Source organism: Bacillus sp. 123MFChir2, assembly GCF_000383235.1.
In the GTDB taxonomy this organism is placed as follows: domain Bacteria; phylum Bacillota; class Bacilli; order Bacillales; family Bacillaceae_G; genus Bacillus_A.
The window spans coordinates 19,987-42,283 of the sequence record NZ_KB910935.1; the positions used below are offsets into that span (position 1 = coordinate 19,987).

At 34.6% G+C, this 22,297-nt stretch carries 23 protein-coding genes and 4 pseudogenes; 11 read left to right on the forward strand and 16 right to left on the reverse strand.

The window, feature by feature from the left end; genetic code table 11:
- Positions 1-157: 157 nt before the first annotated feature.
- Positions 158-2,023, reverse strand: coding sequence for a ribosomal protection-like ABC-F family protein (gene abc-f / locus H280_RS0108760; RefSeq protein ID WP_020060749.1), 1,866 nt, complete (start codon positions 2,021-2,023; stop codon positions 158-160).
- A 132-nt stretch (positions 2,024-2,155) separates the two neighbouring features.
- The gene (locus H280_RS26825; RefSeq protein WP_331271145.1) at positions 2,156-2,290 is read right to left on the reverse strand and encodes an RAxF-45 family protein; all 135 of its coding nucleotides are present in this window, start codon (positions 2,288-2,290) and stop codon (positions 2,156-2,158) included.
- Between the two features lie 471 nt (positions 2,291-2,761).
- Here H280_RS26825 and H280_RS0108765 point away from each other — a divergent pair, with 471 nt between their 5' ends.
- Positions 2,762-3,529: a DUF4931 domain-containing protein gene (locus H280_RS0108765; RefSeq protein ID WP_020060750.1), complete on the forward strand. Its 768-nt coding sequence runs from the start codon at positions 2,762-2,764 to the stop codon at positions 3,527-3,529.
- Between the two features lie 18 nt (positions 3,530-3,547).
- Here the strand turns inward: H280_RS0108765 and H280_RS0108770 are convergent, their stop codons facing one another.
- From H280_RS0108770 to H280_RS0108785, 3 genes are all read right to left on the reverse strand, one after another.
- Positions 3,548-4,081 (reverse strand): transglycosylase SLT domain-containing protein, encoded by a 534-nt coding sequence (locus H280_RS0108770; protein WP_028411170.1) that lies wholly within the window; start codon positions 4,079-4,081, stop codon positions 3,548-3,550.
- Between the two features lie 172 nt (positions 4,082-4,253).
- On the reverse strand, positions 4,254-5,012 hold the full coding sequence (locus H280_RS0108775) for a TatD family hydrolase (RefSeq protein ID WP_020060752.1): 759 nt from the start codon (positions 5,010-5,012) through the stop codon (positions 4,254-4,256).
- A 1,044-nt stretch (positions 5,013-6,056) separates the two neighbouring features.
- Complete coding sequence (locus H280_RS0108785; RefSeq protein WP_028411171.1) at positions 6,057-6,413, reverse strand: YxeA family protein; 357 nt, start codon at positions 6,411-6,413, stop codon at positions 6,057-6,059.
- 235 nt (positions 6,414-6,648) lie between these two features.
- On the opposite strand from H280_RS0108785, the gene H280_RS25680 reads away from it, so the two are divergent.
- Positions 6,649-6,753 (forward strand): DUF3948 family protein, encoded by a 105-nt coding sequence (locus tag H280_RS25680; RefSeq protein ID WP_020060755.1) that lies wholly within the window; start codon positions 6,649-6,651, stop codon positions 6,751-6,753.
- A gap of 78 nt (positions 6,754-6,831) precedes the next feature.
- On the opposite strand, the gene H280_RS0108795 is transcribed toward H280_RS25680, so the two are convergent.
- Positions 6,832-7,440, reverse strand: a complete 609-nt coding sequence (locus H280_RS0108795; RefSeq protein WP_020060756.1) for a lysophospholipid acyltransferase family protein — start codon at positions 7,438-7,440, stop codon at positions 6,832-6,834.
- A gap of 460 nt (positions 7,441-7,900) precedes the next feature.
- Between H280_RS0108795 and H280_RS24925 the strand changes: the two genes are divergently transcribed.
- On the forward strand, positions 7,901-8,002 hold the full coding sequence (locus H280_RS24925) for a DUF3948 family protein (protein WP_020060757.1): 102 nt from the start codon (positions 7,901-7,903) through the stop codon (positions 8,000-8,002).
- Between the two features lie 58 nt (positions 8,003-8,060).
- On the opposite strand, the gene H280_RS0108805 is transcribed toward H280_RS24925, so the two are convergent.
- Positions 8,061-8,990, reverse strand: a complete 930-nt coding sequence (locus tag H280_RS0108805) for a substrate-binding domain-containing protein (protein ID WP_020060758.1) — start codon at positions 8,988-8,990, stop codon at positions 8,061-8,063.
- Positions 8,991-9,155: 165 nt separating this feature from the next.
- On the opposite strand from H280_RS0108805, the gene modA reads away from it, so the two are divergent.
- The 3 genes from modA to H280_RS0108820 all read left to right on the forward strand — a co-directional run bounded on the left by modA (position 9,156) and on the right by H280_RS0108820 (position 11,430).
- The gene (gene modA, locus H280_RS0108810) at positions 9,156-9,956 is read left to right on the forward strand and encodes a molybdate ABC transporter substrate-binding protein (RefSeq protein ID WP_028411172.1); all 801 of its coding nucleotides are present in this window, start codon (positions 9,156-9,158) and stop codon (positions 9,954-9,956) included.
- An 8-nt stretch (positions 9,957-9,964) separates the two neighbouring features.
- Positions 9,965-10,639, forward strand: a complete 675-nt coding sequence (gene modB / locus H280_RS0108815; RefSeq protein WP_020060760.1) for a molybdate ABC transporter permease subunit — start codon at positions 9,965-9,967, stop codon at positions 10,637-10,639.
- Between the two features lie 302 nt (positions 10,640-10,941).
- On the forward strand, positions 10,942-11,430 hold the full coding sequence (locus H280_RS0108820) for an NUDIX hydrolase (protein ID WP_020060761.1): 489 nt from the start codon (positions 10,942-10,944) through the stop codon (positions 11,428-11,430).
- Between the two features lie 23 nt (positions 11,431-11,453).
- Here the strand turns inward: H280_RS0108820 and H280_RS0108825 are convergent, their stop codons facing one another.
- Positions 11,454-11,996, reverse strand: coding sequence for a GNAT family N-acetyltransferase (locus H280_RS0108825; RefSeq protein ID WP_020060762.1), 543 nt, complete (start codon positions 11,994-11,996; stop codon positions 11,454-11,456).
- A gap of 349 nt (positions 11,997-12,345) precedes the next feature.
- Here H280_RS0108825 and H280_RS0108830 point away from each other — a divergent pair, with 349 nt between their 5' ends.
- Positions 12,346-13,197, forward strand: a complete 852-nt coding sequence (locus tag H280_RS0108830) for a GRP family sugar transporter (protein WP_020060763.1) — start codon at positions 12,346-12,348, stop codon at positions 13,195-13,197.
- 176 nt (positions 13,198-13,373) lie between these two features.
- On the opposite strand, the pseudogene H280_RS26400 reads toward H280_RS0108830, so the two are convergent.
- Positions 13,374-13,457: pseudogene (locus H280_RS26400) on the reverse strand (methyltransferase); the annotation flags it as partial.
- A gap of 12 nt (positions 13,458-13,469) precedes the next feature.
- On the opposite strand from H280_RS26400, the pseudogene H280_RS24930 reads away from it, so the two are divergent.
- Positions 13,470-13,725: pseudogene (locus H280_RS24930) on the forward strand (ATP-binding protein); the annotation flags it as partial.
- A gap of 425 nt (positions 13,726-14,150) precedes the next feature.
- Here H280_RS24930 and asnB read toward each other — a convergent pair.
- From asnB to H280_RS0108845, 3 genes are all read right to left on the reverse strand, one after another.
- Complete coding sequence (gene asnB, locus H280_RS0108835) at positions 14,151-16,034, reverse strand: asparagine synthase (glutamine-hydrolyzing) (RefSeq protein WP_020060764.1); 1,884 nt, start codon at positions 16,032-16,034, stop codon at positions 14,151-14,153.
- Between the two features lie 200 nt (positions 16,035-16,234).
- Positions 16,235-16,621, reverse strand: coding sequence for a methylglyoxal synthase (gene mgsA / locus H280_RS0108840; protein ID WP_020060765.1), 387 nt, complete (start codon positions 16,619-16,621; stop codon positions 16,235-16,237).
- Between the two features lie 825 nt (positions 16,622-17,446).
- Complete coding sequence (locus H280_RS0108845; protein WP_020060766.1) at positions 17,447-17,965, reverse strand: DJ-1/PfpI family protein; 519 nt, start codon at positions 17,963-17,965, stop codon at positions 17,447-17,449.
- 144 nt (positions 17,966-18,109) lie between these two features.
- On the opposite strand from H280_RS0108845, the gene H280_RS0108850 reads away from it, so the two are divergent.
- Positions 18,110-18,499, forward strand: coding sequence for a winged helix-turn-helix transcriptional regulator (locus H280_RS0108850; RefSeq protein ID WP_020060767.1), 390 nt, complete (start codon positions 18,110-18,112; stop codon positions 18,497-18,499).
- Positions 18,500-19,180: 681 nt separating this feature from the next.
- Here H280_RS0108850 and H280_RS0108855 read toward each other — a convergent pair.
- Positions 19,181-19,897 (reverse strand): 3-ketoacyl-ACP reductase, encoded by a 717-nt coding sequence (locus H280_RS0108855; RefSeq protein WP_020060768.1) that lies wholly within the window; start codon positions 19,895-19,897, stop codon positions 19,181-19,183.
- A gap of 165 nt (positions 19,898-20,062) precedes the next feature.
- On the opposite strand from H280_RS0108855, the pseudogene H280_RS24935 reads away from it, so the two are divergent.
- Positions 20,063-20,245, forward strand: a pseudogene (locus tag H280_RS24935) (winged helix-turn-helix transcriptional regulator); the annotation flags it as partial.
- 145 nt (positions 20,246-20,390) lie between these two features.
- Here the strand turns inward: H280_RS24935 and H280_RS23340 are convergent.
- Positions 20,391-20,858, reverse strand: a pseudogene (locus H280_RS23340) (helix-turn-helix domain-containing protein); the annotation flags it as partial.
- A 150-nt stretch (positions 20,859-21,008) separates the two neighbouring features.
- Between H280_RS23340 and H280_RS0108865 the strand changes: the two are divergent.
- Positions 21,009-21,470: a YusW family protein gene (locus H280_RS0108865; protein WP_020060769.1), complete on the forward strand. Its 462-nt coding sequence runs from the start codon at positions 21,009-21,011 to the stop codon at positions 21,468-21,470.
- A gap of 104 nt (positions 21,471-21,574) precedes the next feature.
- Here H280_RS0108865 and H280_RS0108870 read toward each other — a convergent pair whose 3' ends face one another.
- Both H280_RS0108870 and H280_RS0108875 read right to left on the reverse strand, forming a co-directional pair.
- The gene (locus H280_RS0108870) at positions 21,575-21,811 is read right to left on the reverse strand and encodes a hypothetical protein (protein ID WP_020060770.1); all 237 of its coding nucleotides are present in this window, start codon (positions 21,809-21,811) and stop codon (positions 21,575-21,577) included.
- Position 21,812: 1 nt separating this feature from the next.
- Complete coding sequence (locus H280_RS0108875) at positions 21,813-22,136, reverse strand: YbjQ family protein (RefSeq protein WP_020060771.1); 324 nt, start codon at positions 22,134-22,136, stop codon at positions 21,813-21,815.
- Positions 22,137-22,297 lie beyond the last annotated feature (161 nt).

Sequence of the window (22,297 nt, forward strand, 5' to 3'; positions counted from 1 at the left end):
TTTTTAATGGTTTTTTATGAATTTCTCATGTGGTTATTTTCTCCAAAAAAAGAATCAACCTCTAAAAATTAAACAGATTACGTGTAATATAACAACAAAGCGATGACTTAAATAAATTTATATATAAGAAATTTAAAAAGCTGGCATACACCAGCTTTTAATCCTTCATATCTATATTATCCTCTAAATCCTCATATAATTTTGTTCTTAATAACTCTTTTCCCTCTTTTTCATGATGCAACTTCTCCAGCTCTGCAACATTTTTCGTTTTCGCCATTTGGCAGTCTATCTCGTATATGCTTTTCTCCACATTCATAAGCTGCTCTTCCAGATCAATAATCTCCTTATTTATAGGCTTCGGCACAGCTGCTACTCGTTCCTGTTTCACAACGATTCGTTGTTCTGTTTCTCTTTTTTCTTGCCACTTTTCACGTGCCCAAGCATAATTCCCTGCAAATCCATATACGGTTTGATTATCCATCCAGTACGTTTTAGGAAACAATTTATTTAAGAAATAACGGTCATGAGAAACAGCTAAAATCGTTCCATTATACTGTTCAAGCGCTTCTTCCAATACTTCCCTTGATTCAATATCAAGGTGATTTGTCGGTTCATCAAGTACAAGAAAATTAATATCTTGATGCATGAGCTGGGCCAATCGTAACCGCATTCGTTCACCTCCGCTTAATTGATTCACCGTTTTAAATACAGCTGGTCCGTAGAATAGAAAGCGAGCAAGTATATGACGTGCTTCTCCTTCTGTTACTGCTACCTGCTCTCTAAACATTTCTAATACCGTTTGTTTACTGTTCACATTCATATGTTGAGACAAATAACCGAGCCTCACTCCGCTACCAATGCGAACTTCACCTATATCTGGATTCAGTTCTTGTAGTAATAATTTCAATAACGTTGTCTTTCCTGTACCGTTCCGTCCCACAATCGCAACACGCTCTTGAAAACGCACATGTAATTCTACATTTTGAAATAAAACACGTTCATCAAAATTCTTTCCCACTTCTTTCATAATCAAAACGTCTTTACCGCTGCGTTCCTGCCCTTCAAACTGAAGCCCCATTTGCTTATGCTCTAAGACTGGTTTCTTCAATTTCTCCATTCGCTCTAGAGCACGTTCCATATTGCGGGCACGTTTATGCAATCCCTCGTTTGGCGGATTCGCTTGATTGGCCCACTCCCTAAGCCTTTTAATAGCTTCTTTCATTTTCTTTACTTTCTTTTGTTGCTCTTGATATGCTTGAAACTCTTGTAATAACCTTTCTTCTTTCTCCTTTACAAACTGTGAATAGTTCGTATGGTATACATGTACTTCCCCATCTTCTAAATCAAAAATCTTCGTTACGACTTCATCCAAGAAATAACGATCATGTGAAATCACAACGACTGTCCCACCGTATTCCTTTAAAAATTGTTCAAGCCATTCCACTGCAAATAAATCTAAATGGTTCGTCGGTTCGTCTAGAAGCAATAAATCCGGCCTTTTAAGAAGCATATATGCAAGACTCACTTTCGTCTGTTCACCGCCGCTTAGCTCCCTAAAATCGCGTAAAAATAATTCCGTCACTTGCAGTCCATTGGCCACTTTCATCATATTTGCTTCTATTTCATAACCACCTAAAAACGAAAACTGCTCCTGTATGTCTCCGTACTCCGCCATTATTCTTTCCGTAACGTTTACAGCCATCTTCTCTTCAAGTTCCCGCATCTTTCTTTCTAATGCTTGCTCTTTCGCAAATGCAGAACGTAATACATCATATACAGTCATTCCTTCAGTAAACTTCGGAATTTGGGCAACATGACCCATCTGTGTACCCTTCTTCATATGAATCGCACCGCCATCCACATGTTCAATTCCCGTTAACAGTTGAAAAATTGTTGTTTTCCCACTGCCATTTCGGCCAACTAAGCCAATACGTTCACCTTTCTTTATTTCAAATGATATATTTTCAAATATGATATTTCCACCAAACGTCTTCGCTATATTATTTACACTACAAATCATCATCTTTTCCGTACTCCTTTCAACGTAAAAAAGCCATGAGTAAAGAACCTTACCCACAGCTTTCATTTCAAAATAGAAAAAGGAACTACCATAGTTCCCTTTTCACACGTTTCTATAAAATGGGTGAAGAGACCTCTATCGTTCAATAGTTGTTATGAAATTGCTAAAAAAGGGCATACGTATCCCGTTAGCAACTACACGATGAAAAATTGCACGACAAATGTAGATAAAATCTAAAAATTGCGTGCGCATAACTATAGAACGATTCATCTCTTTCACCTCTTTCGTACGGAATTTTATACTTACCTTTTCATTATACTCCCCTAAAACACGTTTGGATAGTCATTTTTCTGAAAATAATGTAAATAGACATATTCATACATAAAAGACAGCTGTAATTCAAAAATAAAAGGAGGAATAACACATGATAGATATTGTAAAAACCGTTATTCACATTTTAGTTGATGCAAAACCAATCGTTGATGAAATTAATAATGTATGAAAAGATGACGAAAAAGGTAAAGACGAGATATCCTAAATCAAGCAGGGTATCTCGTCTTTGTTTTGCTCCACGGCAAATTGCTGTTGAAAATTTTTTTGTAATATACATGATTCTCTATCAGTTCCTCATGCGTACCTACATCTGTAATATTCCCGTTTTTCCTAATTCCACTATAAAGGATTTAAAATGCCTTTTCACGAATATGTACTAGTTGGAATATGACAAATAGGGGGAGAAAAATGGAGACACAACAACAGTTATACTTTGTAAATCAGATTAGTCAACAAAAACCAAACAGCATGCAAAATAAAAAAACAACTTGCCCATTTTGCGATCACACACAACTAAGCGATATTTTAGAAACGGACGAAACAATTATTTGGCTGAAAAATAAATATCCAACATTACAAAACACATTACAAACAGTCATTATTGAAACTAATAATTGTCATGATCATATTGCAACCTATACAAAAGAACATATGCGAAAGCTTATCCGATTTTCAGTCGGGCACTGGTTATCGTTAGAGCAAAGCGGAAAATTCCAATCTGTTATTTTATATAAAAACCATGGTCCTCTATCAGGGGGAACAATCCACCATGCACACATGCAAATTATTGGTATGGAACAGGTCGACTATCGACAAAATATAAAAGTCGAACACTTCAAAGGAATTGTTGTAAGCAAAGAACACGAAATCGAACTAAATATTTCTACTCATCCCATTATCGGGTTCACAGAGTTTAACATTCTAATAGAAAATATAACTCAAATTGACCTAATGGCCGATTATATTCAAAAAACGGTACGCTACGTATTACACGATTTTCATAAACGATGTAATAGTTATAACATGTTCTTTTATAGCTTAGATGGTAACATTATATGTAAAATTGTTCCACGGTTTGTCGTTTCACCATTATATGTTGGCTATAACATCCCTCAAGTGTCTACACAATTACAAGCAGTAAAAGAACAGCTAGAAACATATTTTACAGAAAAATAGAGTAGGTCATCAATCAGCCTACTCTTTCATAACACCTTTATTTTGATAATACACATTCTCTAATCCAATATTATATTTCATATTTTTATCCGTCCACTCTGTTCCAAGAGTACCAGGCCAGCCGGATGTATTCGCTACATATTTAAGTAACTCAAATTCTGTTAACCCTTTTTCCATACCCCTTTTATACCCTTTTGCCAAATGAGGCATAGCAATTTCAGCATTTTTGCGCGGATCTTTTAACTCCTCATCGGTTAAATTCTCAGGAGCAAGTCCACCACCCCGGTGCAATTGAAACAACCCAAACGATGTCCCACGATCTCCAACAGCTCTTGGATTAAAACGACTCTCGTGCTCAGCAACTGTAAGAGGTATCCATTCTGGGAGATTATATTTCTTAGCCTCTTCGCTAATAATTTGTTTCATCTGTTTTGCTTCTTCTGAATCAACATAACTTGTTTGGCTTACAGGTTTTCCCGCACCTTCTGATTCGCCTCGAAAAAACATATATACTCCAAAAACAACTAAAAATCCTATAAAAAATTTCTTCATGTATATTACCTCTTCTTTCGCTGAAACTTGTCCCCTTTCAGCATTACGTATATACAACTCATTATCTATCATACCAAGAATATACAGCTCCAACATCCTTCTTAAGTCTGATTTTGCGATACAGAAGGTACGAAACAAATATAAAAATGGTAACTGAGTAGTTAACTTGGGTTTATATATTATAAAATTGAACCGTATTTTTATAGATCGTTTCCGCTACATCTTCAAGCGATAGTCCTTTTATTTCACTTACACTCTTTAACACTTGTAAAATCATACTTGGATGCGTCATCTCATCAGTAAATTTCCACGGTCCATCCGTCTCTACCATAATCTGTGATAACGGATAAAAAGCAGCAATATCTTTAATTTTTTCTTTGTATACAATGTCGGGGGTGACCGAAATATAATACCCATTCCTTATCATTTTTTCCATCGTTTGTTGACTTCCCTTAAACCAATGAAAATGAGCATGGCGTATTTGATAAGATTCAAGTAAATCACAAACGACTTCCGCATCATCGTATACAGCGTGTAATATGATTGGTAAATTATACTTTTTAGCCATATGTACAAATCTTTCTAGCATTTCAATATATGGCTCTAGCAACAATGCAGGATTTTCTTGGCGCAAATAATAAGGCAAACCAACTTCTCCAATCGCCGCAATACGATGCGCTTCTTTATCAATTAATTGACAAATTTTTTTGCATTGCTTAAAATCAACGTCTTGCTCGGGATGATACCCAAGAGCTGGATAAATAAATGAATAATTCTTCGCTAACTCCAATGTTTGCTGACAAGAATGATAATTCATCGACACCGCAATCAACCCTGCTATTTCCTTCGCCTTTTGTATATCTTCAATTAACTGTAATTGCTCTTCTTTTTTATATTGATCCAAATGTATATGACTATCAATCCATTTCATTTCTACCACCTCTTCCTGACATTGTATGTAAACCTATCTTCATTTTTAAACTTACATTTATATATATAAATGTAAGTTTACTTTTTAACATCTAATTCGCTGCTGTGCAGAACAAAACATGGCCGCTACTTGCTGTCTATCCTTGTTTTAAACGTTGCATGTGGCAGGAAAAGGAGCTGACCGCCTCTATGCATGGCCAGTTGCTCTCGCCCACCGAAAAAGAAAAGGGTTTTTATGTTAGTTTTTCAATTTGCATCTATATAGTACAACTTTCTAAAACATATATAAAATAAAAAAACAAGAAGGATCGCCTTCTTGTTCATTTATTTATTAAACAATAAAGTTTGTAATTATATCAAAAATCCCAATACATACAATCGCAACACCAAAGTAGCTAAAATACTCTACTAATGGAAACTTAACTACTTCTTCTTTTTGCATCTCACTTATCTCCCTTCTATAATCTCCCTAACTTTTATATCTGTTTCTATTATGAAAAAAATATGACAAAAGAGCCATTGAATTTGCTTACGTAAACCTTACATTTTTGTAAGATAGAAAAATAGTCCCACCTCTTTTGAGATGAGACCCACATGTAGTTGGTTGTTAATCCTTTTCATCACATTATTGATTCAAACAGAAAGATGTATTTCATTCTTTCTGCTTTTAGTATAGGTCATACTTGCAGCCGCAACTATCGAATTACATTACACGTACCTTACAGTATTGTAATATGTCGTAATCACTCAGCTATAAATTTCATTTAGAAGTTTGGCAAGGGGTATGATTCCAGTGAAAATACGCCCCTTATTACCTATAGAATGTTATTTTCATTTTTCAGCATATAGGTTGCTGCCATGAAGATAAAAATGGACCTACACCTTACCTTGCTACCTTTCTTTGTTTTAAAACTTTGTGCGTGGCAGAAAAAGGCCCTGACTGTTACTATGCACGGCCAGACGCTCTCGTCCTCCCCAAAAAAGAAAGGGGTTTTTATGTCAGTTTTTCATAGAGTGACTGAGTAGTTACACTATGTCTTTCTTTTTATTGTATCGTTAAAAGTTTCCCTCTCGCATTGAGCGGAATATCTTCTTTATCTATTTCAACTAACCTCTCAGCATAACGCCCTTTAGCGATTATTTCCAATGGTTCGTTTTGTTTTAACATTTTTTGAATCGTTTTTGTAATCTTCTGTTCCCGTCCATCTTCATCGTATCCAACAAACTCATATTCATACCAGCCATCCCCAATATGTTGACCAATACCTTTTACGACTGTGTAATACGCTTTCGTTTGATAAAACGGATTATATTTATCAATTACTGGACCAAGCTTTGTTGGTAATAGTAAGACAACGACAGCAATACTAGCAAGTACCCCCAAAAATACACGTCTCTGTATTTTTCCCACTTTGGTTTCCCCCCTTGCACTTTATACGTAACCTTTCTCTCAGTTTAGAGAAAAAAAGAAACGCCTACCATTGAACTGCCTTACACTTCTATTACAAAAATGTAAGCTTTCTGTAAGCTAACTCGATGGTTAAAGCGCCCCTGTTTTCGTACAATGAAATCAGAAACAAGGCAGCAACAAATAAAAACCTGTTTCTACTAAATCAAACAAGTAAGGAGAGATTATAATGGAAAGCCAAATGACTTTTAACAAATTTGATTACGCTGGGCTTGCTAGCGGCGCGGCTCTTCTTACAGCATTCATTTACGTTGCCGCAGTGATTCTTATATAATTTTGTGTCCCCTTTCCCCTTATATAGATAAATTTGAAAAGACGACCTTCTATGCCAGGTCGTCTTTTCCTATTACTATTATGCTGTTTTATCTTCTTGCAACGTTTCTTTTAACTGTGTAAACGTCTCATTTAATTTTTCTGTCATCAATTGCATCACTTCTTTACGATCCATCTGTGCTGACTGCTCCACTTGAATCGGGTCACCAAAAATTAATTGCGCTCTTTTTCCGCGAAACAATTCTTTTAAACTGTTAGGCCCAACGTATGCAGCCGGAACTAATGGAACATTAGAACGAAAGGCAATTGTAACTGCTCCAGCTTTCAATGAAGTCGCTTCTGCTGATCTCGTTCCACTCGGAAAAATCCCAACAACCTTTCCTTCTTTTAATAACCTAGATGGAATTTTCAGCGTACTCGGTCCCGGATTTTCACGGTCAACCGGAAATGCATTTACGCCCTTAAAAAACCAATTTCCAAATTTACTTTCAAACAATTCCTTTTTGGCCATATAGTAAATTTTTGTCGGTAACATCCCCGTTGCTAACATGACGACATCCATCCAACTTGTATGAGTACAAGCTACCACATATGCTCCGTTTTGCGGTAATTTTTCTCTTCCATATACTTCCACTTTTCCAAATGTTTTAAATATATATTTCAACAGCCTTACAATGAATGTATACATTCGACCTGTTCCCTTCTACAATTTAATTTTTATAACTGTATTTATATAAATTCAATTTGACTTTCCCACACACAAGTCGCCACCATGCTGAACAAAAAGTAGCCTATACTTGCCTTCTCTCTTTGTTTAAACATTGCCTGTGGCAAAAAAGGGTTTTATGCCAGTTTTTGAATTTGATTTATATATTTTTAATTATAACACTAAGTATTAATAGTTGGTAATAAAATTAAGTGACAATTTTTAAAATCTTTTCCTTACAAAACTGTAATTCTAATGTAAGCTAACTCGATAGTTACTTTCTTATACCTGTCATATACTTAAAGCAGCAACAGGGCAACACAAATACATCGAAAAGGCACTCACATACTAAACATGGATAGCAACTACAATGCAGCTCGTGTTTCCCCCTACCGATGCAAAAATGGTTGCTACTACATTACATAAGTAAGGAGAGATAACTATGAACAACATTACCTTTAACAAATTTGATTACATGGGACTTGTAAGCGGTGCGGCTCTTCTTACAGCAGTTATTTACGCACTCGCACATGTCCTTGTATAACCCCCTTCCCCTTTATATAAATGAAAAGTGCTGCTTGTAATTCTACAAGCAGCACTTTTCATTTTGTTTCATATATAATTTCACCTGTTTTACTTATATCATAACCACCAATAGCACGCAATTCATTGTGAAATTCAGGAGACTGCAATACCTCTTTTACTGTTTCAATCAGCTCAATATTTTCTCCTGTCTTTAAAATCACTAAATCGTAACGTTCTTGTATAAGTGGAACAAAATCTACATTTACAATTTGGGCTACTTTTTCTGTCCCTACTCCTACATCAGCCTTTCCATTTGCAACTTGAGAAGCAATGCCAATATGATTTGATTCTTCCCAATTGTAACCACAAATGCCCATTTTCGATATTCCATTTATACGCAATTGTTCATCGACAAGAACACGAATACCAGATCCTCTTTCCCTATTTACAAATTGAATGGATGGATTACATAAATCATTCCATGTCTTTATTTGTTTCGGATTTCCTTTTTTCACATAAAAACCTGATGTTCTTGATAATAAATTCATAACAATGCAAGGCTGTCCAACTAAAATTCGTTTTACATACGGAATGTTGTATTCTCCCGTATCCCCATCGAACAAATGAAGACTAACAATGTCTCCTTTTCCTTGATACATCTGAACCAAACTTGTTAAACTCCCTTGATACGCCCGCAATATATTAGAAGCTTTCAAACGGCTCTCTACATGTTTCGTTAACATATCTAAAGATAAATCTTGTCCACTGATAATACAAGAATCAGATTTACTAGGCGGATTCATTACTTGTATAGATGAAGAAACTACCTGTACTTTTCCTGTTTTCATCTCTGTAATATATTGCTCTAAATCACTTGCATCAACACGCATTTGCCTACCAACTCGATAAGAGGGCAATTCACCTTTTTTAATCAAATCATACACTGTTAACTTCGATACTTTTAACCGCTTCGCTACTTCTTCTGTTGTGTAGGAATGATGATCCATAAACCGATTCCTCGCTTTCTGCCTTCATTGTAACAAAAATAACCGTTTTGCTTCTATTTATTTTCACTATCGTGAGAAAAATCACAACATAACTAATTATAACTATTTATAATTAAATATATTTAGTTATAATTAAACTAGGGGGAAAAGAAGGGAGAAATGAAAATGAACAAGTACATATTTCGCGTTACGTGCAGTATTTTACTCACACTACTTCTCGTAATCAGTACGGGGTGTACAAGCACAAATAAACAAGAAAAAACAACAGCTAAAGAAGAAAAAATTGAACTTACCATTTCTGCAGCAGCTAGTTTACAAGATGCATTAAAAGAGATTCAAACACAATATGAAAAGAAAGAACCAAATATAAAGCTCTCATTTAACTTCGACGGTTCTGGCAAGCTGCAACAGCAAATTGAACAAGGAGCTCCTGTTGATTTATTCTTCTCTGCCGCAGAAGATAAATTTCAAACACTCGTAACGAAAGGACTTATTGATCAGAAAGAAGGAAAAAATCTACTCGGCAATGAGCTAGTATTAGTTGTTCCTAAAGATAGTAATCTAAAAAATTTTCAATCGTTAAAAGATGAGCAAGTAACAAAAATCGCACTAGGTACACCTGAATCCGTTCCAGCTGGAAAATACGCAAAAGAGGCGCTTACTCATTTAAATCTTTGGAACGACCTTCAAAATAAAGTTGTATACACAAAAGATGTGCGCCAAGTATTAACATACGTAGAAACAGGAAACGTGAATGCAGGGATTGTTTATAAAACAGACGCCCTTATTTCAAAAAGAGTAAAAATTACTACTACAGCACAGGCGAATTCACACGAACCAATCCGCTATCCATTAGGTATCGTAAAAGCAACGAAACATAAAAAAGAGGCAACTGCTTTTTATGAATATTTACAGTCTAAAGACGCTATAGCCATCTTTAAAAAATATGGTTTTACAGTGCTGTAATTGTAACTATGATATTTGATACATTTTGGTCACCTATCATTCTTTCACTAAAAGTTGCTGCACTTTCTACGATCATTGTGATGGTATTCGGAACGATAATTGGCCGTGTTTTAGCCCGATCCTCGAAGCGCTATAAAATTTTATTAGAAACCATTTTTCTACTGCCGATGGTACTTCCGCCCACAGTAATAGGATTTTTCCTCATTATTATTTTTGGAAAAAACAGCCCCCTTGGTCAGTGGATTGAAACCTTGTTTAAACAATCGATTATGTTTACATCTTGGGCTGCTGTGATTGCTGCAACTGTAGTTGCATTTCCGCTTATGTACCAATCAGCGAAAACGGGCTTCATCATTGCCAATGAACAAATTGAAGACGGAGCTAGAGACCTCGGAGCAAATGAATTACAAGTGTTCTTACATGTAACATTACCACTCGCGTTCCCTTCTCTACTAGGCGGAATGATTTTAAGTTTCGTCCGCGCTCTAGGGGAATTTGGTGCAACGCTTATGTTCGCTGGTAATATTCCCGGTAAAACACAAACGATTCCAACCGCAATTTATATGGCAATTGATGCAAGCAACATGCCACTTGCCTGGGCACTCGTTCTTACAACTGTCGGTATGTCAATTGTCTTTTTATTGCTCATTCAATTTATCAATAAAAAAATAACATCTGTTTAACAGTAGCTTTCGACAAAGCTACTGTTTTTTATATGATGTAAATACAAATTGAAAAACAAACATAAACGCCCGTTTCTTTTTCAGATGAGCGAGAGAATCTGGCCATGCATAGAAGCGGTCAGGGCCTTTTCCTGCCACGTACGATGGTAAAACAAAGAGAGAAAGCGAGGGTGCGGTCACTTTGTTCTTTTACATAGCAACGACTTATATGTTGAAAAATCAAAATGGATGTATATATTTCCCGCGAAATAAGATGAAAATATGCCTTCCTTGTAGAATGATAGAAGAAAAGGAGGAATTTCATGTACAATCAAACACTTTGCTTTATAAAAAAAGGGAATGAAATATTAATGCTAAATCGAGAAAAATCACCGCTGCAAGGCTTGTGGAATGGTGTTGGTGGAAAAATGATAGAAACCGAAACACCAATGGCATGCATTCTACGTGAAATTGAAGAAGAGACAGGACTATATTTAACAGAGCAAGAAGTCACCTATAAAGGAACATTATCATGGACAATCGACAATACAAGTTCAAGTGGATTGTACCTGTTTACCACTAATCTCCCAGCTCATACTTCTTATCACACGCCGAAAAAAGTAGCTGAAGGTATTTTAGATTGGAAGCACATTTCTTGGATTTTATCTAACGAAAATAGAGGAATAAACTCTTTAACAAAGTATTTTTTACCCACGGTTTTACAAGAAGAAGGCGTATATGACCATACTTCTGTTTTCCACAATAATCAGATTGTGCACTATGAACAAAGGGAACATGTAAATGCAAAATAGCCTCTTTAGCGGAGGCTATTTTTCTATATATTTCGGCAATACCGGTAAGATACGGCCGGTTCTTCTTCTGTACTTCCTTGATTCGGACGTTCAGATTGCTTTACAAATCCTTTTGCTTCATAAAAGGGAATTCCCTTTTCATTCCCCTCGGCAACCGACACCCACTGCTCTACAATCCCTTTTTCTTTTTGAATTTCTGTAAAATAATCTACTAACAATGTGCCGATTCCTTCTCTTCTTCGACTCGGATCTAAATAGAGGACAAAAATCTCTCCACAATTTTCACCCGTTGTTCCTCCACCAATCGCCCCTACAACTTGCCCGTTTTCAAGTGCAACGAACCATCCATACCAATTTTCGTTATTCGTCAGTACTTCTTTATGAATACGCTCATGATTATAGTATTCTTCAATGACACGATCGATATATTCCTGACTATGCAAACCTTCATATGTCGCTAGCCATCCATCTGTACAAACCTTGGCAATCCCTTCGACATGACTTATATCTGCTCTTACCACTTGAATCTTATTTGTTTTCTGTTCTTGCAATACATAACCTTCCACAGCTTACATCCCCTTTATATTCTATTTTCCCCGTACTCCATCAATTTAAATGGATAAAAAATCCAAATTTTTATAATTTATTATATCTTCAAATTCCCACATAAACTATTACAATTTTCATATTCATAGAAATATACATTCTATTTGAATTTACTTTCTAAAAGAGACTCTTTCCTGTTATTATATGAAGGTGCCAAAAAAGGAGATATGAAAACGCGTTTATATAATGACTGCGTTCTCCTTATAAACATCACTACTTCATCGTTTTAACGATCACTTCTTAAGTGGAAAATTACCAATCATTAGAACTACATATATTTTATTGCTATAACAAGAAGGGAGTCTTGTAATGGACATTTTATTAGCACTTCTTCCTGCATTAGCATGGGGAAACGTTTTATTAGTAAGTGTAAAAATGGGCGGCGGTGCATATAGCCAAACGGTAGGTATGACAATTGGCGCTCTATTCTTCGCAACAATTATGTATGCATTTACAACACCAGCACTATCTTTAACTATATTAATTATTGGCTTTATTTCAGGTTTATTTTGGGCTTTAGGACAAGTTAATCAATTAAAAACAGTTCAAACATTAGGCGTTTCAACAACAGTTACCATTTCAACAGGCATGCAGCTTGTAGCTACTTCTATCTTTGGGGTTATTGCCTTTCATGAATGGACAACTACTACTACAATCATTATGGGAACGATTGCAATTCTCTTAATCGTAGTCGGTGTTGTTTTTACTTCTTTAGATGATAAAGAAAATGCACAACCGCAGGGACAATTGAAAAAAGGGTTACTGACTCTAATTGTTTCGACTGTCGGTTATTTTATGTATGTAATCATTATTCGTTGGTACAATATTGATGGCTGGTCTGCTATTTTACCTCAAGCAGTTGGTATGTTTGTTGGAGCAGTTGTACTGACATTTAAGCATAAACCATTTAACAAATATGCAATTCGTAATATCTTATCTGGTCTACTCTGGGGAACAGGGAACCTATTCTTACTTCTTTCCTTACCACGAGTTGGCGTTGCAACAAGCTTCTCATTATCTCAAACAGGGATTGTCATCTCAACGTTTGGTGCAATTGTCTTCTTAGGTGAAAAGAAAACAAAACGTCAAATGGTATTTATCGCGCTTGGTAGTGCTTTAATTATTGGCGGGGCTGTTCTACTTGGTTTGGCAAAAGCTTAATGATATATAGATGCAAATTGAAAAACTAACATAAAAACCCTTTTCTTTTTTGATGAGCGAGAGCAACTGGCCATGCATAGAGGTGGTCAGTTCCTTTTCCTGCCACATGCAAAGTTTAAAACAAAGATAGACAGCAAGTAGCGGCCATGTTTTGTTCTGCATAGCAACGACTGGTGCCCCCCCCTATCAATATTATATTTAGGCCCATCTATTATCTTTCCATCCTGTACTGTAAACTCATAATAAAATTGATTACCTGGACAATAACTTATATAAAACATTACACAAAGTATAAATTACTTATCATTGATGAAATTGGTTATTTGCCAATCAATCCAGAGGATGCAAAATTGTTTTTTCAGTTAATTAATTGATATGCGTTATGAAAAACGTAGTACGATTCTAACTACCAATGTCAATTTCAAATTGTGGTATGAAGTTTTTTAAGACACAAAAATAGCTAACGCCATATTGGATCGTGTATTACATCACGCCACAGTCGTTAGCATTGTTGGAAAATTTTATTGAATGAAGGATCATTTTAATAAAAAGAATGAGTAATTTTGTACATCCTTAGACAAGCAAAAGTGTACATGTTTAGGTTGACAATTACACCAAAGGGTGAAATCTGCCTGAAATGAATCTGAATTCATTCATAAATTGTTTGGATTAGCTGTTTAACCTCTCCACTAACAGAATATTGCCGTTCTATGTTTCTGGTAAAGTATTTTTGCACCAGAAAAGTTTTTGTACTTAGGGGTAGTGAAAATTCTTAATTTGATTGTTCTCCAAAACGAAAAAAATAAGCTTTTTTCTTACAAATTAGTACAAAATTTTGTTCTGGGGGTAGTTGCATTGTCTTAGCTCGATAGCGATGGGCGGTACCCCAGGAAGAAGTGTTTTAACATACTTAAAAATATGTTCACTAAAATTATGAATATTTCTCATATATATTACCTTACAGTTTCGTGAAATATACTTGTATTAAACTTATGTTCTATATAGATTTGATACCATACCATAAATGATAAAACTGTCCAAATTTTACGGCTATAATCTCCTTTTCCAATACAGTGTGCTTCGAGCAATTTTAAAACGTATTGCCTATTAATTAAATGATCAGTCTGACTTTCTGTAATAATAGTTACAGCCCAATCATACATTTCATTCTTTAGCCAATGACGAATTGGTACAGGAAAACCTAGTTTTTTACGTTTTAGCACATGATTCGGAACAATGTCTTTTACTGCTTCTCGTAGAAGAAATTTTGTTGTGCCATTTGCAATTTTTAAATCATCTGGGATCTTTGATGCAACATCGAACACTTCTTTATCTAAAAATGGAACGCGAAGTTCTAAGGAGTGCGCCAATGTCATTCTATCTGCCTTTACAAGTATATCACCACGCAACCAGGTAAACATATCAATATATTGCATCTTGCTTACATCATTATAAGAACGTATTTCATTGTACAAAGGTTTGGTAATGTCCGTGTAGTTTACAGCATTACTGTAGTTTTGCATAAGCTCTACTTTTTCACTTTCTCTGAAAATTTTTGCATTTCCATAATAACGCTCTTCGATGGGCATACAGCCACGTTCAATGAAACTTTTTCCTTTGAAATCTGTTTGTAATGCACCACTCAATGCTTTTAAAGCGCGTTTTCCTGATGATGGAATATACTGAAATAACTTTAATGAATTCGGTTCACGATAAATATTATAACCACCGAATAATTCATCAGCCCCTTCACCAGATAAAACCACCTTGACATGCTTACGTGCTTCTTTTGCTACAAAATATAACGGAACAGCGGCTGGATCCGCCAATGGGTCGTCCATATGCCACATAATTTTTGGAAATTCATTCATAAATTCTTCTGGCGTTACAAGAACGCTATAATTTTTCACATTGAGTTTGTCTGCTGTTTCCTTTGCTATATCAATTTCACTAAAACCTTCATGTTCAAAACCTACAGAGAATGTCAATAAATTAGGATTAAACTCTTTTGCAATAGATACAACGATTGAGGAGTCGATCCCCCCAGATAAAAAGGATCCAACGGGAACATCGCTTCGCATATGCAATTTTACAGAATCATATAATACATCACGAATATTTTTGATATGATCCTCTTTTGATACATCAGAAGCATTGAAATATGGCTTCCAGTAGCGATGGAAGGAAATTTCTTTCCCAGGTTCCTTAACAAAATAGTGTCCTGGTTCTAGCTTATTAATCGCTTCATTTAAAGATTGTGGTTCTGGTGCATATTGATAAGTAAAATAATGATGTAGAGATGAAATATTTATACCTTTATCTCTCAATGCATAGAGAATGCTTTTCTTTTCAGAGGCAAAATAAATCATCTCTTCTTCTTGTGCAATAAACAATGGTTTAATACCAAAATGATCACGTGCACCGAATAAGCGCTTTTCTTCACGATCCCAAATTACAAATGCAAACATGCCGCGCAAGTAATCTACACACTTTTCCTTCATTTTTGCATATAAAGCGATTAGTACTTCTGTATCTGATTGTGTTGAAAATGTAGCCCCTTTTTCCAAGAGCATATTTCGAAGTTCTACATAGTTATAAATTTCGCCATTAAAAATAATTACATATCGCTCATTTTCATATGTCAATGGCTGATGACCAGCCTTTAAGTCAATAATACTCAAGCGACGGAAACCAAATTGTACATGTTCATCGCGGAAATAGCCTTCATCATCTGGACCACGGTGATGAATAATTGAATTCATCATCTCAAACTGTACAATATCCTCAGTTGAAAATTCCCTAGGTCTATCATATAAGCAACCTACAAAGCCACACATGCTGTTACCTTCTCTCTAAAAAATTCCTTTTACAAAATATCACCTTAGATATGAACAAAGATAAAGTAATCCTTACCATAAATTTTGAGTAAAGCAAGGATATTCGTTCTTTTATAACATATTGAAGGCACTATTTTGATTTATGTAGTTTGTTAGCACTAACTCTACAAATATAACCATCTTTAACGTGTTAATTGAGTTTATCCAGCAACTGAAATAGATGGTTGTTCTAAAGCATGAATGAGTACTTTTGCTGTTTCAACATTAGTAGCAAGCGGTACTTTATATACATCACATAATCTCATCAGGGCTGATACATCAGGTTCATGTGGATGTGCAGTTAATGGATCTCTTAAAAAAACAACAAAATCAATTAATTTTTTTGTTATTAATGTACCGATTTCTTGATCGCCACCATATGGACCAGACTGAAGACATTTAATTGTTAAACCAGTAGCTGCATTTATTTTCTTCCCTGTTGTTCCAGTTGCCAACAAGTAATGTCCCTCTAAGATTGATTTATATTTTTTCACAAGTTGAATCATTTCGTTCTTTTGATTATCGTGAGCAATTAGTGCTATTTGCATATAGCAAGCCTCCCAATGTTTTGGATATAACCTAATATATTTGCCAATTCCATCATTTTACTTAGTTAATCTTTTCACATAGATATAAAAAGTTGATAGTTATAATTATTTAAATAATATTGGATTTCCTGAAACATAATCTTTATTCCAAACATTCAACTTATAAACAATACAAGGGTTTTACAAGTACACCCCATTAATTTTTTCACAATAAGACATATTTGCTATTTTAAAATATAAATAACTTTACAAACGTGTTTATATTTTAAAATAGCGTATTCAAATTGATTAACGATAAATTATTTCATGTCTTTTCCATAATCATATATATTTACGAGGCATTTTGAGATGTTAATACTATTATTTTCACATTCTAATATTAATAATTCTTCTTTCCTCTCAAGCACATATGTGTGCGATATAGAAATTGTTCCTCCCTCCTTAAAACATGAATATTACGAATATTCATTGCGTAATATTTCACAGTCTCTTTTGTTGGGGTACGGCCACGATTACTTCTTTATTGAGCCACTCATCAATTTTTATAGTTTTCGAGGCATTTTACTATACCGAATACAAAAAACTATAAAAATGGGATTATAAATTACATTTTTCTTTAGTGACTCCAAAAGAAAGGAATCGTTTCCATACACCTTGTCGATCCACTCAACTACCTGATATTAGCATATTTTCATTTAAATGTATATTGATAACTAATTAATATTTTGCAAAAGAAAAAACATTATGCTTTATCTAAATAATCCTTAGACTGTAAGTTTCTAATGCTGTATATCTGTGCAAATTGCTCAAAATCAATTATAAAAATTAGATTAGTGCTTCAACTAAGCTTTTTCCAAACTCTTTAGCACCATCCGGACCATCACTGGTTATAATGTCATTATGGGCAATAACATGTTTTGCAATATATTCTACATTATTATCTTTCAATGCATTAATCATCACATCTACTGGATAACATGTTGCTTGTCGTCCGGAAAGTAAACCAGTTTGAGCTATTACAACGGATCCGGCACAAATTCCTGTTACAAGAACTTTCTGCTCATAAGCTTGCTTCAAATAACTTATCAAAATTTGATTTCCCCATAGATAATCTATAGTGCCAGAACCACCAATAACAGCTATAATATCATAATCATTTACTGGAACTTCAGAGAAAATAACTTCTGCTTTTGTCTTCCCTTGATTGTCTCCTGTAATTTCACCAATTTTGGTGCTTGCAATCGTCACTTTAACTCCTGCATTTTCTAATACTTCTTGGGGATGAAATAATTCATCTTCATTAAAGCGATCTGATGGTATAATAAATAATGCGTTTTTATTCATTGTGTGTTTATCTCCTCTAAATAAAAAATAATTTTAAGCCTGAATATAGTTTAACCTCGATTATTCACACTGTGAAGACTGCACTTTTTTGTACGAAGGTTACCAAAAAGTTACTATTGCAAGAAGACAAGGAGTTAAGAAGATATGTCAGATACATTACGGGAAGAAATTAAACAGAAGATATTAAATGGTGATTTTAATTGTGAAAAAGAACTGACTTTGTCTGTATTTAGCGGGAAGTGGAAAGTGGTTATTTTGTGGCACCTTGGTGTAGAAGGACCACACCGCTTTAGTGACCTTCAAAGACTTTTCCCTAAAATATCTCACAAAATATTAACTAATCAGTTACGTGAACTTACAGAAGATGAAATTATTTGCCGAAAAGTTTTCCCAGAGTCTCCTCCAAAAGTTGAGTACTCTATGACTAAACTTGGAATGACTCTGCTACCTATAATTGAAATGATGTATGATTGGGGAAAAAAACGAATGGTAGAAATTAAAGAAGAATTAGGTTCTTTAGAATCGACAGATTAATAAACTGACAATTCTACACCTAAAGATATTACAAACAAAGAAATAAACTACTCCAAACGATAAAATTGAGGAATTTCCACTTTTTTTATATCGAATATAGTCTAGTGTTTTCAAAATAAAATACAATCATTAAAATATCAAAAACCCTTAATTTCGATCAAGAAGCAGGGGTTTTTGACATTTTAATAGACTTAGGGAAATGAATACTTATTCAAGAAAAGCTACTTGTTAGGTGAAAAAATATTTATCTAGTTGATGGGAATGCGGCTGTATCCCTATATCTAAAGACTTTTCCTCTTGCGTCCTGAATTTTTCCAACTTTCATTTACATCGTCGAACAACCGATATACTGATGAGGAACAAATACTGGCTGTTCGCTGACAACTAGTGTAGCTTGCAAAACCGCCAATGCAATCGTTCTTTAATACATCATTTATTATATATAGAGACGTTATAAGGGGATTTCCCCCTAATTCACCCCTAGCCTCACTTCTCTCAACATGAGGGGGAAAAACAAACGAAAAGAAATAAAAACTTATAATATAACAGAAGCATGAGAAGAATCAAACATTCTTAGTGATAAATAAACTAAAATCTTGTTTGTCTCAGACATTACCTCATTATAAGAAGTAGACAACACGAAAACCCCTTAGCGTCCAAGGGGTTTTCGTGTTGTCCTTTTTATGGATTAGTAGATAAAAGACTAGCATTCTTCACAAAAATACGTGGATGTAGTTTTAATTGAGCTACCATGTATTCCGCCAAATCATCTGCTTGCATTACTTTCTCTGGGTTACCATCGGTTAAGTTTAATTCTATCGCCATATCCGTTGCAACTGTACTTGGTGTCAATGCATTTACACGTATATTATGTTTTCTTACTTCGTACATTAAAGACTCTGTTAAACCAAGTACTGCAAATTTAGAAGCACTATATGCACTTGTAACAGCTGCCCCTTTTTGTCCTGCAGTAGATGAGATATTAATAATATCACCATATTGCTGATTAATCATATCTGGTAATACTGCTCTTATTACGTTGTATACACCCATTACGTTTACTTGCATAATATTTTCCCAAGTTTCAGGACTAAGATCCAAGAAACCACCAAATTCACTAATACCAGCACTGTTAATTAAAATATCTAACGCGCCTAATTCAGATTTAATAACATCAACGGCTTTGTATACAGATTCTAAATCTTTTACATCTGCAGCTGCAATGCTTACTTCTACATTATATTCTTTTAGCTCGTCTGCAACCTTTTCTAAGTTTGCTAGTGTACGACCAACTAAACCAATTTTTACTCCTTCTTTCGCAAGTGCAATTGCTGTCGCACGCCCTATGCCTCTTCCAGCACCAGTAATTAACGCTGTTTTTCCTTGTAATGATTGCATGATTATCATCCCTTCGCTTACTATCTATAAAAAATTTCTCTTTAAGATTAACCATAGTTAGTTTAACCTTGATTTTCAACACTGTAAATAATGCACTTTTTTGTACGAAGGTTACCAAAATGTTACTATATATTAGATATACAAAAATAAGGAAGATTGAAATCTATGTCAGATACATTAAGGGAGGAAATTAAAAATAAAATATTAAATGGTGATTTTAACTGTGAAAAAGAACTTACCTTATCAATTTTTAATGGCAAGTGGAAAGTTGTTATTTTATGTCACTTAGGTTTTGAAGGAGTGCATCGCTTTAGTGATCTCCAAAGACTGTTTCCTAAAGTATCTCATAATAGACCTCACCATACATGCCCATCAACTTAAGAAATAATTGCTCCCCAAAACGAAAAAAGTGAGCCGAACTCTTATGAATAAATGTGAAAGAAGTAAAGGTAAATGACGTACAATCTATGCTGTTTCCAATATTAATTTGGGCAGCTGATGTTTTTCCTTGATGAACAATTTCATAGTCTATTCCCATTTCATATTCTCCAGGATGACTTCCACTTAACACCCATCCTTTCGGTAATCCTTTTTGCATTGAAACGCCCTCCCTTTCTATATAAAATGATTGAAAATACGTCCGATACCTTTTCGGTGGTAAATGAAACATGCCTTTAAATGCTCTAGTAAATGCTTCTTGTGAGGAAAACCCATACTGCACTGCAATATCTAATACAGATCGATTTGTCATCACTAATGCCTGCGCTGCATATGTTAATCGTCTCTTCCGAATATATGAGTTGACGCTCATTCCAATATTATCTTGAAAAACCCGATGAAAATGATACATAGACATAGCACAATAAGAAGCTACTTCTTCTAAAGTCAGTTCTTCCTCAATATGCTTTTCCATATAATCAATTGCACGTTTTAATAGTTCACCATACCTCTGCACACTCATCATCCCTCCTTGCATTTCCAATTTAACATAAATATTTCATCTATTTTTTGATTTAAATTGCGATATTTGGAAAAACAATCACTTTCTCTTACATAAAAAGATAAATATTGGAAAAACTTTATTTGAAAACAACTAAGGAGGCTTTACAAAATGAGAATCTTATTTTCAATCCTTTTAGCATTCATGCTATTACCTGCAATGACAGGCTGTACACCTAAGAAACAGGATACAACTACTGATAAGAAAACGACAGAAGGCGGAAAACAAGCAGCTAACCAAGATTTAAAATTAAGCTTTAATGAATTTGATTTAAAAGCAAACTACAAAGATACAAAGAAAGACTACGAAGCTGACTATAAACATAAAACAGCGAGTGACAAGCCTGAGGTAAAATTAGAAGATCGTAAAACAAATGAAAAGCTAGCTGGAGATGAAGCATTAACAAAGCTCACTCCACTCTTACAACAACTAAAATTTGATAAAGACACAAAAGATGAAGATGTCATTAATCAAGTAGTAGATGTATTCCAACTAGACAAAGATTATGAAAAATTCGACTTAGAAGTTGTCTTTACAGATGGAACGAAAAAAGAATATAAAATGCCAAAGTAAAAGGTGAACTCTAAAAGTACACCTTTATGTATCATGAAAATCCGAACAGATAGAAATAAAGTAGCCCTTTTAACTTTCGTCTAAAGGGCTACTTTATAATTTTTTTATTCTTCATTAAAACATTTTTTATGAAATCTTTTCCCATCCATTTTGTTATAATACACTTCATATTTCTCTCTCGTAGTTGGATCAAAGTATATTTCTCCTGTAAATAAATATCCAGTTGGCACCTCTGTACCATGATTATCTTGTAATCTTTTATCTTTTCTCTTAGCCATTAGTAAAATAATAAGGAAAATAATGATTTGTACACAAAAGTATATTACAATACCTTTCCACATACTATTCAGCCTTTTCTACAATAACAGCTGTACCGTACGCTACAATCTCACTCATATTATGACTTAAGCTTCCTGAATCAAAACGAACCATAATAATTGCGTTTGCTCCCATTGCTGCGGCATTTTCAACCATGCGATCTAACGCATACTTTCTTGCGTCCTCAAGCATCTCTGTATACTGTAAAATCTCTCCTCCAAATAACCCTTTGAATGCAGCCATAATATCTTTCCCTAATCCTCTTGCTCGCACTGTTAATCCAAATACCGTTCCTAACGTCTGTTTCACTTCATAACCTGGTAAACCCTCCGTTGTTACAACAATCATTTCATTCAACCCCTTCATTATTATTATCATTATTGATAATAATAATGTATGCAAAGAATGTCAAACATTCTTCAATTCCGATTAAATATATAAATCCAATTTATTTTTTACATATAGATTGCTACCATGAAAAAAGGAACCTGCACTTGTTTGCTCTTTTG

Bases quoted from the DNA above. Each gene is read 5' to 3' on its own strand.
- abc-f (WP_020060749.1), bottom strand. From the start codon at position 2,023: ATGATGATTTGTAGTGTAAATAATATAGCGAAGACGTTTGGTGGAAAT.
- H280_RS26825 (WP_331271145.1), bottom strand. From the start codon at position 2,290: ATGAATCGTTCTATAGTTATGCGCACGCAATTTTTAGATTTTATCTAC.
- H280_RS0108765 (WP_020060750.1), top strand. From the start codon at position 2,762: ATGGAGACACAACAACAGTTATACTTTGTAAATCAGATTAGTCAACAA.
- H280_RS0108770 (WP_028411170.1), bottom strand. From the start codon at position 4,081: ATGAAGAAATTTTTTATAGGATTTTTAGTTGTTTTTGGAGTATATATG.
- H280_RS0108775 (WP_020060752.1), bottom strand. From the start codon at position 5,012: ATGAAATGGATTGATAGTCATATACATTTGGATCAATATAAAAAAGAA.
- H280_RS25680 (WP_020060755.1), top strand. From the start codon at position 6,649: ATGGAAAGCCAAATGACTTTTAACAAATTTGATTACGCTGGGCTTGCT.
- H280_RS0108795 (WP_020060756.1), bottom strand. From the start codon at position 7,440: ATGTATACATTCATTGTAAGGCTGTTGAAATATATATTTAAAACATTT.
- H280_RS24925 (WP_020060757.1), top strand. From the start codon at position 7,901: ATGAACAACATTACCTTTAACAAATTTGATTACATGGGACTTGTAAGC.
- H280_RS0108805 (WP_020060758.1), bottom strand. From the start codon at position 8,990: ATGGATCATCATTCCTACACAACAGAAGAAGTAGCGAAGCGGTTAAAA.
- modA (WP_028411172.1), top strand. From the start codon at position 9,156: ATGAACAAGTACATATTTCGCGTTACGTGCAGTATTTTACTCACACTA.
- modB (WP_020060760.1), top strand. From the start codon at position 9,965: ATGATATTTGATACATTTTGGTCACCTATCATTCTTTCACTAAAAGTT.
- H280_RS0108820 (WP_020060761.1), top strand. From the start codon at position 10,942: ATGTACAATCAAACACTTTGCTTTATAAAAAAAGGGAATGAAATATTA.
- H280_RS0108830 (WP_020060763.1), top strand. From the start codon at position 12,346: ATGGACATTTTATTAGCACTTCTTCCTGCATTAGCATGGGGAAACGTT.
- asnB (WP_020060764.1), bottom strand. From the start codon at position 16,034: ATGTGTGGCTTTGTAGGTTGCTTATATGATAGACCTAGGGAATTTTCA.
- mgsA (WP_020060765.1), bottom strand. From the start codon at position 16,621: ATGCAAATAGCACTAATTGCTCACGATAATCAAAAGAACGAAATGATT.
- H280_RS0108845 (WP_020060766.1), bottom strand. From the start codon at position 17,965: ATGAATAAAAACGCATTATTTATTATACCATCAGATCGCTTTAATGAA.
- H280_RS0108850 (WP_020060767.1), top strand. From the start codon at position 18,110: ATGTCAGATACATTACGGGAAGAAATTAAACAGAAGATATTAAATGGT.
- H280_RS0108855 (WP_020060768.1), bottom strand. From the start codon at position 19,897: ATGCAATCATTACAAGGAAAAACAGCGTTAATTACTGGTGCTGGAAGA.
- H280_RS0108865 (WP_020060769.1), top strand. From the start codon at position 21,009: ATGAGAATCTTATTTTCAATCCTTTTAGCATTCATGCTATTACCTGCA.
- H280_RS0108870 (WP_020060770.1), bottom strand. From the start codon at position 21,811: ATGTGGAAAGGTATTGTAATATACTTTTGTGTACAAATCATTATTTTC.
- H280_RS0108875 (WP_020060771.1), bottom strand. From the start codon at position 22,136: ATGATTGTTGTAACAACGGAGGGTTTACCAGGTTATGAAGTGAAACAG.